Origin of the sequence: Amycolatopsis sp. (genome assembly GCF_025464955.1) — a bacterium.
In the GTDB taxonomy this organism is placed as follows: domain Bacteria; phylum Actinomycetota; class Actinomycetes; order Mycobacteriales; family Pseudonocardiaceae; genus Amycolatopsis.
This window is the reverse complement of the sequence record NZ_JAODNM010000135.1, coordinates 1-7,377: the sequence shown is the minus strand read 5'-3', so window position 1 is coordinate 7,377 and position 7,377 is coordinate 1. Positions and strand designations below refer to the sequence as shown.

General features: G+C 65.5%; 5 protein-coding genes. 4 read left to right on the top strand and 1 reads right to left on the bottom strand.

Annotated features, from left to right (window positions below; all coding sequences use genetic code 11):
* The first annotated feature begins 1,110 nt into the window (after positions 1-1,110).
* The 3 genes from JWQ81_RS34965 (at position 1,111) to JWQ81_RS34955 (ending at position 5,553) form a co-directional block, all read left to right on the top strand.
* On the top strand, positions 1,111-3,078 hold the full coding sequence (locus tag JWQ81_RS34965; RefSeq protein ID WP_297548293.1) for a BTAD domain-containing putative transcriptional regulator: 1,968 nt from the start codon (positions 1,111-1,113) through the stop codon (positions 3,076-3,078).
* Between the two features lie 71 nt (positions 3,079-3,149).
* The gene (locus JWQ81_RS34960) at positions 3,150-4,331 is read left to right on the top strand and encodes a cytochrome P450 (RefSeq protein ID WP_297548291.1); all 1,182 of its coding nucleotides are present in this window, start codon (positions 3,150-3,152) and stop codon (positions 4,329-4,331) included.
* Between the two features lie 529 nt (positions 4,332-4,860).
* A complete protein-coding gene (locus tag JWQ81_RS34955) occupies positions 4,861-5,553 on the top strand; it encodes a PAS and helix-turn-helix domain-containing protein (protein ID WP_297548289.1) in 693 nt (230 codons plus the stop codon).
* Between the two features lie 20 nt (positions 5,554-5,573).
* Here the strand turns inward: JWQ81_RS34955 and JWQ81_RS34950 are convergent, their stop codons facing one another.
* Complete coding sequence (locus JWQ81_RS34950) at positions 5,574-6,155, bottom strand: TetR/AcrR family transcriptional regulator (RefSeq protein ID WP_297548288.1); 582 nt, start codon at positions 6,153-6,155, stop codon at positions 5,574-5,576.
* An 81-nt stretch (positions 6,156-6,236) separates the two neighbouring features.
* Here JWQ81_RS34950 and JWQ81_RS34945 point away from each other — a divergent pair, with 81 nt between their 5' ends.
* Entirely contained in the window at positions 6,237-7,118 is an 882-nt protein-coding gene (locus tag JWQ81_RS34945) for an alpha/beta hydrolase (RefSeq protein WP_297548287.1), read from the top strand.
* The last annotated feature ends 259 nt before the right edge of the window (positions 7,119-7,377 follow it).

Sequence of the window (7,377 nt, the reverse complement as noted above, 5' to 3'; positions counted from 1 at the left end):
CGCCACCGTCATCCTCGGCCTCACCTTCCAAACTCGAGAGATAGCCGTCGAGTCGCACGGTCCGGCGGAGACCGCGCGGCAGGTCATGTTGCAGCTACTCAGGTCTCCACCCACGCTGCCCTACGTCGCAGGCGCGACTCCACCCTCCGCTGAGACTCGTTCCAGCGCTAACCCGCGTCCACTAAACCGGGAACACTTCGGACAGGTGCAGTTCGAGCCGGCAGGAGGCGAGACTCTTTCCCCGGATTGAGGTTCCCCCTTTGGACCTCAGAGTGGCGACCAGAGTTCATCAAGGCTCAGGGTCTCACCAGTCATGATCAGCTAAGTGCGGCCGCGGTACTAGCTTTTCCCTGCTACGCAAGAGGATTCTCCGCACCACATGATGCTTGCTCGCCAGCCCGAGCCTGTTTGACTACGCAAAGAGGGACAGAGCCCACCATCGCGGCAGGCGATAATCCTATGCTTACTGAGCGATTCTTTTTCTGTTGGGCCAGCGGGAAAGCGGTCGCGGTAGGCAAGCGCGCGACGACGCAGCGGACTGTCGAAGCGGCTCGTGAGGGTCACTGGGGAATGGAAGCCCGGTGGAGCAGATGGTCCGAGAGTCAGCAATATTGACACAAGACGGCAGGATGGCGTCAAGATCATGTCCAGGAAGGCAGATCTGCTTCCGGTTAGTGCCGTGTGCGAGTCATGACACCCGTCCAGCGACTGTGTCGGGTGATAATTCGACGGTGGGGAGTCACGACTTCCAGCGTCGGGAGCTACACGGGATTCACCCAGCGGCAGGCCACACCGGGAACAGAAGCTCCGCGGCCATCATCGCCGCGAACTTCACATCCCTGCTACCGATTGGGATCTTCATGAAGTTCTGGACCCGGATCGCAGCAGGAGTTTTGCTCGGTTTGCGGACTACGGCGACGGCCAAGGTGCACGCACTGCGCGCCGCTGTGGCGCTCCATGCCGACACTGTTCAAGGAGGTGAGTGGATTCCCGGTCGGTGAGGCAGGGGCCAGTGGGCGCCGCTGAGGATCGGAAGCGTCATTCTGGAGGGATTTCGCGCGAAAGCGGGAGGGGTCAGCAGTGCTTTTTCGGTTATTGGGACATCTGGAAGTGATCGATCGTGAGCAAGCGGTCTCACTCGGCGGGATACGGCCGCGTGCGACGCTGGGGTTCCTGTTACTGCACAACAATTCGATGGTGCCCGCCAGCAAGCTGATCAAAGCACTGTGGCCGACCGACACCCCCGCCACTGGGCGGAAGATGCTGCACAACGCGATTTCCCGGGTACGTGGCATGCTCGACGCCCAGGAACTGCACCCGGACGGTTCCGTCCTGCTGACCCACACACCTGGTTACTTTCTGCGGGTGAGCCCCGAAGCACTCGATCTCACTTGTTTCCAGGCGCAGGCCGAGCAGGGCCACACGCAGCTTCTCGCCGGATCCTGGGAAGAGGCCGCGAGCACTCTGCGGGATGGGTTGAAACTGTGGCGGGGCTCCGCGTTGGTGGATCTCGTTGAGGCCGGGATCTCCTGGCCCGAGCTCACTGCGCTGGAGAACTCCAAGCTCGTCGCGTTGGAAGACTGTGTCGAAGCGGAGATGGCGTCTGGGCGGCATGCTGAGGTGATCAGCGAGCTCGAGATGTACGTCGAGACCGGACCGTTGCGGGAGCGAATGTCCGGCCAGCTGATGCGGGCGCTGTACCACTGCGGCCGCCAGTCCGACGCTCTCGGCCTCTACCAGCGGACCCGCACCGAGCTCGTCGAGCAGTTCGGCCTCGACCCCAGCCCCAGGCTGCAGGAATTCGAGCGCGCGATCCTCAACCACGATCTGACCTCCGGGTCCGTGCTCACCCGGCCCGAGGTCCCGCGGCCGCAGGACGCACCGATCGAGGTGCGGGCCGTGCCAGCGGCGGAGATCGCGGCGGCGCCCGAGCCCGTCGAGCCGCCGGTGGTGGCCGCGGACGACCCGGCCGGTCTGCCGATCCACCCGCCGGCCAGGATCGCCGCGACTGACGGCCAAGACACTCTTGACGCCTCTGAGAGCGAGAACGTGCGGCGCGCGGCCATGGCGGACGCCGGCGAGCTCAAGCAGGTCAGCCTCGTGCTTGTGATGGCGACGCCGGCCCCGGGCGACCCGGCCGACCCCGAACACACGGAACTCGTTCGCCGGCATGTCGTGGACAGCATCAAGGACGAAGCCGAGCGCTGGGGCGGGAGCGTCGCCGGCACGCTGGGACCGCTGTGGCTGGTGGTCTTCGGCGCGCCGAAGACCTGTGAATCCGATGCCTGGCGGGCGGTGCAGGGCGCGTTCGCGATCCGTGACCGCTTCCGGGAAGAGAGAGCCGCCGCCGTCGAGGGCTCCGGGATGGCCGTGACCGCGTCGGTCGCGGTCGCCATCGGAGAGGCTCTCGTACGGCCTCAGGTGAACACGCCGGGGATGCCGCCGATGGTCACCGGAGAGATTCTCGACCGTGCCCTGAATTTGCTCACCTCAACGCCCTCGGCCGAGGTCTCGATCTGTGACACCACTATCCGGGCCAGCGAGGCATTGACCTTCGATCTCGATGACGCCGGGCCGCTGTGTGCCGTCACGGAGTCTACCGTCGTCGAATGCCCGGTCGACGCGCCTTTCGTCGGCCGCGAGCGCGACCTGGAGATGCTGCGCGACCTTTTCCTGGCCGCCGGAACAACTGCATCAGCTCGATTTCCTGCTGGGCCACAACAAATCCGTAGGGGAGACACCTCTGGACGGCTCGCCGGCCACGGTGACGTACACGTACGGCGAGCCGACCCTCGGCGGGCACTACTACAACGTCGACGTCAGCTGGCCGGGCACGATGGCCGGCCGGTGGATCTTCGGCTGGAACCCGGCCGACGAGGAGTTCAACGTCTACTACATCGCCGATTCCGGCAGCCAGGGTACCGCGGCGTCGGCGGGCTGGGTCGAGGGCGAATTCGTCGTCGGTTCCTACACCGTGGCCGAGCGGAACGCGCACAAGATCGTCCGCGACGTTTTCGCCAAGGCCGATACCCACGGCAATTTCGTCACCCGGTCTTTCGTGTAGTCCGCGGCGGGTGACAAGTGGATCCCGATTGATGTGTTCCACAGTCACCCCATCAGCGCCGAGCAAGCGAGTGAGGAGAACCCCGGTGCCCACTACTGAAGCCCCGCTGGAAGAGGTGTTCGGCCCTGCCTTCGCCGAAAACCCGTACCCTATCTTCGCCAGCCTGCGCGAGCGCGCCCCGGCCCGCCGGGTCACCACCTACCGCGGGCTCAACGCCTGGCTGGTGACCCGCTATGCCGACGTTCGCGCACTGCTCGCGGATCCGCGGCTGGCCAAGGACGGCCACCGGATCGGCGAACTGATGACCCGGCACAGCGTCGTCTCGGGCAACGCCACCGGTTTCCCCGCCGGGCTCACCACGAACATGGTCAACAGCGATCCGCCGGACCACACCCGCCTGCGCAACCTCGTCGGCCGGGAGTTCACCGGCAGGCGCGTGTCGGGGCTGCGGCCCCGGATCGAAGAAATCGTCGACAGCCTGCTCGACGAGATGGCCGTGCACCAGGAGGTCGACCTCGTCCAGTCACTGTCGCTGCAGCTGCCAATCGCCGTGATCGGTGAGCTGCTCGGCGTGCCGCAGGAAGACCGCAAGGACTTCTTCGGCTGGGCCGACACCCTCTACGGTGGCACCGCGGCGCCCGCCGATCTCGGCAATGCGTACATGGCCATCATCGGCTACCTGGGCAAGCTCTGTGAGATCAAGCGGGACAACCCCGCCGACGACCTGCTCACCGCACTTGTCCAGGTCAGCGACAACAAAGACCGCCTCAACCCCGAAGAGCTCGTGTCGATGGCCCTGCTGCTGTTGAGGGCAGGCCACGAAATGACCAGCAGGCAGCTCACCAACGGAGTGCTCGCATTGCTGCTCGACCCAGGCCAGCTCGCTGCTTTGCGCGCCGATCCGGGCCTGCTGCCCAACGCCGTCGAGGAGCGGTTAACTACCGAGCCCGTTTCCGTCGGCGGGGTGGAGATCCCCGAGGGCGAGTTCGTGCTGCTCTCGCTGGCTTCGGGTAACCGCGACCCGGAGAAGTTCCCGGACCCCGACCGGCTCGACATCACGCGGTCCACGGCGGGGAACCTGGCCATGGGCCATGGTGTCCACCACTGCGTCGGTGCGGCACTGGGCAGGCTGGAGATCGCGATCGGCAGGCTGTTGGTCCGCTTCCCGGACCTGGCACTGGCTGTGGCGCCCGAGGACGTCGAGTGGCTCGTGAACACGTTCTTCCGCGGGCCCGTCTCGCTCCCGATCAGCCTGGCGAAGGGCTGATACCCGGGATCGTGGGTGAGGTTCGGCAGTCCCGAGTCTCACCCACGAAATCCGGTGCAGGAAAGGCAAGCTGAAACGAGGCCCGAAAATAGGCCAGCAGCAGGGACTTAATCAGACACAAAATAATTTCGTATCAGCATTAGTGTGTCCTTCGCTTGTTTAATTCGCGGCCATCTCCCCGTCGCGCTCAGTCGGAACTACTACGCCGTCAGGACCTGCGCGCGCCGCCGCGACACCGGTCGGCAACCTCCCTCGATCGAAGCAAAAGACGCTGGTAGTGCACACTTTCCACCCCTGCAGGGTCGGCAGGGTTCGGAGGTACCGAACCGCACCGAACCCCACCCCCCACCACCCGAACCATCGATACCACAACCACAGTGTTTGGGTTTATCCTTGGCTTATTGTTGACTCAGGCTTATTGTTGACTCACTTTGATATGACACCCCTTAGTGGTGAAACGAAAGCGGGAAGTAGTCCCCCTGAAACAACGCCAGATCTTCAGCCAGCCGAAGAGAGGAATGGTCACCAAATGAGTACAGCCACCGTCACCAGCCTGGTCAGCCGGCCAAGTAGCACAGTCCCGGTCCCCCGGCCCGATGGCTTCACCGATGTCTTCCGCTCCTTCTTCGATAGGTCGGGGATGTGCCTGGCGAGCCTGGACCCACAGGTCCAGGTGATGGAGGCGAATGTGGACTTCTTCCGCCAGTTCGGTCGTTCGTCGTCGGAGGTGTGTGGTCACAGCTTTTACGAGCTGCTGCACCCGAGCGTGCGGGAGAAAGTGGAGCAGCAGTTCGCCCGCTTGACCGAGGGCCGGCGACCGCGGTTCGTCGAGTGGATGGTCGCCGTACGTCCAGGCGAGTCGGCGTTCGCCGGTGAGCTGACCGGGATCGCGGTGCACGGTGAGAACGGTCAGGTGGAGAGCATCATGGTGCTGGTCAGCCCCGAGAAGTTCGACCGTGCTCCGCAGGTGCTGACCGGTCACAAGAAGCTGCTGACCGCGATGGACGCACGGATCCTGGAGGGTATCGCCTCGGGTGTGTCGACGGTGCAGCTCGCGGCGATGCTGTACCTGAGCCGGGGTGGCGTGGAGTACCACGTGAGCACCCTGCTGCGGAAGCTCAAGGTGTCCAACCGTCCGGCGCTGGTCTCCAAGGCCTACTCGATGGGCATCTTCGCGGTGGGCGCGTGGCCGCCGCGGGTCCTCCCCGACTACGTGAAGTGAACCGCACAGCAAGAATAAACTCAGCGCTCGCCGGCGATCGTCGCCATGACCGTGGCCAGGGTGGCGTCGAGGACGGCGCATGCATGGTCGCCCGCGGGAAGTGCTCGCGCGATCGTGACCGCGCCCACGATCGACGCGATCATGACCCATGCCTGGCCGACCTGTTCTTCAGGAGTGCCTCGCAGGACGGGGGCCAGGATGGCGACCAGGTCCGCCATTCGGCCTCGGTACGCTTCGCGAACCGAGGCGCCCGCGCGTGCCACATCGGAGCTCAGTGACGGCATCACGCAGCCGTCGGCGGGGTTCTCACGGTGCTGGTCGCTGAGGTAGAGGCGGATTACCTCGCCGAGCTGGTGCCGTCGTTCCGACGGCTCGGCTTCGGCGACGCCGGCGAACTCGATGCCGAGCTGTGCGGCGACGACCTCTTCGAGCAGTGCTTCCTTGTTCTCGAAGTTCGAGTAGAGCGCCCCTGAGGTGACCTCGGCGGACGCGGCGAGTGCGTCGACGCCGATGCCACGGAAACCGTTCTCCTTCAGCGAGCGGGATGCCTGCCGCAGGATCGCCGCCTTGGCCTGCGTCTTGTGCTCCTTGGAGTACCTCATCGCGGGTCCCTTCTTCCTGTCTGGGGTCATCCTCTCAACTCATAGGGTAGCGTTCGTTACATAACGACTGCTATCCTATGGATGTCCGACGCCGCCACCGGCACGAAGCGAGAGAAGGCCAGCACCATGTCCGCACCATTCACTGAAGCCGTCACCAAGACCGCGAACGTCGGCGACACCCCCTTTGCCTACCGTGAGGTAGGCACGGCCACGGGCGTCCCGCTGGTGCTCCTGCACCACGTCACCGCGATGCTCGACGATTGGGACCCCGCCGTGATCGACGGCCTTGCGGCCGAGCGGCACGTCATCCTGGTCGACCTGCGCGGCGTCGGCCGCTCCGGCGGCACCACCCCCGACAACTTCGAGGCGATGACCGAGGACACGGTCGCGTTCCTGCAGGCTCTCGGGCTGGGCACGGTCGACCTGCTGGGCTACTCACTGGGCGGCATCGTCGCCCAGCTGGTCGCCCAGCAGCACCCCGGACTGGTCCGGCGGGTCATCCTCGCCGCCACCACGCACGCCGGTGCGCCGGGGCCGGCCGCCACGGGCTCCGTGCTGCAGGCCGCGATTGCGAAGGCGACGACCGAGGGTAAGCACCCGAAACACTTCTTGTTCTTCGCGCCGACGCCGACCGGCCAGGCGGCCGCCGATGTCTTCCTGGCACGCCTGAGCGAGCGCACCGAGGATCTCGACGCCCCGGTGACCAACGAGACCATCGGCGCCCAGTTGACCGCGCTGGCCAAGTGGGAGCAGGGTTCGCCTGCCGGCCTGGCTGCCGTGCAGCAGCCTGTGCTGGTGGTCAACGGGGACAACGACACGATGTGGCCGACCCCCGGCACCGTGCAGCTCGCCGAGCTGCTGCCCAACGCCCAGCTGGCGATCTATCCCGGCTCCGGCCACGGCGGGATCTTCCAGTACCACGACCTGTTCGTGCAGCAGGCGCTGGACTTCCTCCGCGACTGACCCGCGATCACAGCACAGGCTCCCCGTCCGGGTCCACCCCTGGACGGGGAGCCTGATCAGTAGTGGATCTGCTGAGTCCTCGGGCGACCTGGCGACGGATACGGCCTTGCCAGGCAAGCGACCCCATCAAGGGACGTAGGGCAGCGTGGGTGGAGACCTGAGTAGCTGCAACATGACCTGCCGCGCGGTCTCCGCCGGACCGTGCGACTCGACGGCTATCTCTCGAGTTTGGAAGGTGAGGCCGAGGATGACGGTGGCG

Bases quoted from the DNA above. Each gene is read 5' to 3' on its own strand.
- JWQ81_RS34955 (WP_297548289.1), top strand. From the start codon at position 4,861: ATGAGTACAGCCACCGTCACCAGCCTGGTCAGCCGGCCAAGTAGCACA.
- JWQ81_RS34950 (WP_297548288.1), bottom strand. From the start codon at position 6,155: ATGAGGTACTCCAAGGAGCACAAGACGCAGGCCAAGGCGGCGATCCTG.
- JWQ81_RS34945 (WP_297548287.1), top strand. From the start codon at position 6,237: ATGTCCGACGCCGCCACCGGCACGAAGCGAGAGAAGGCCAGCACCATG.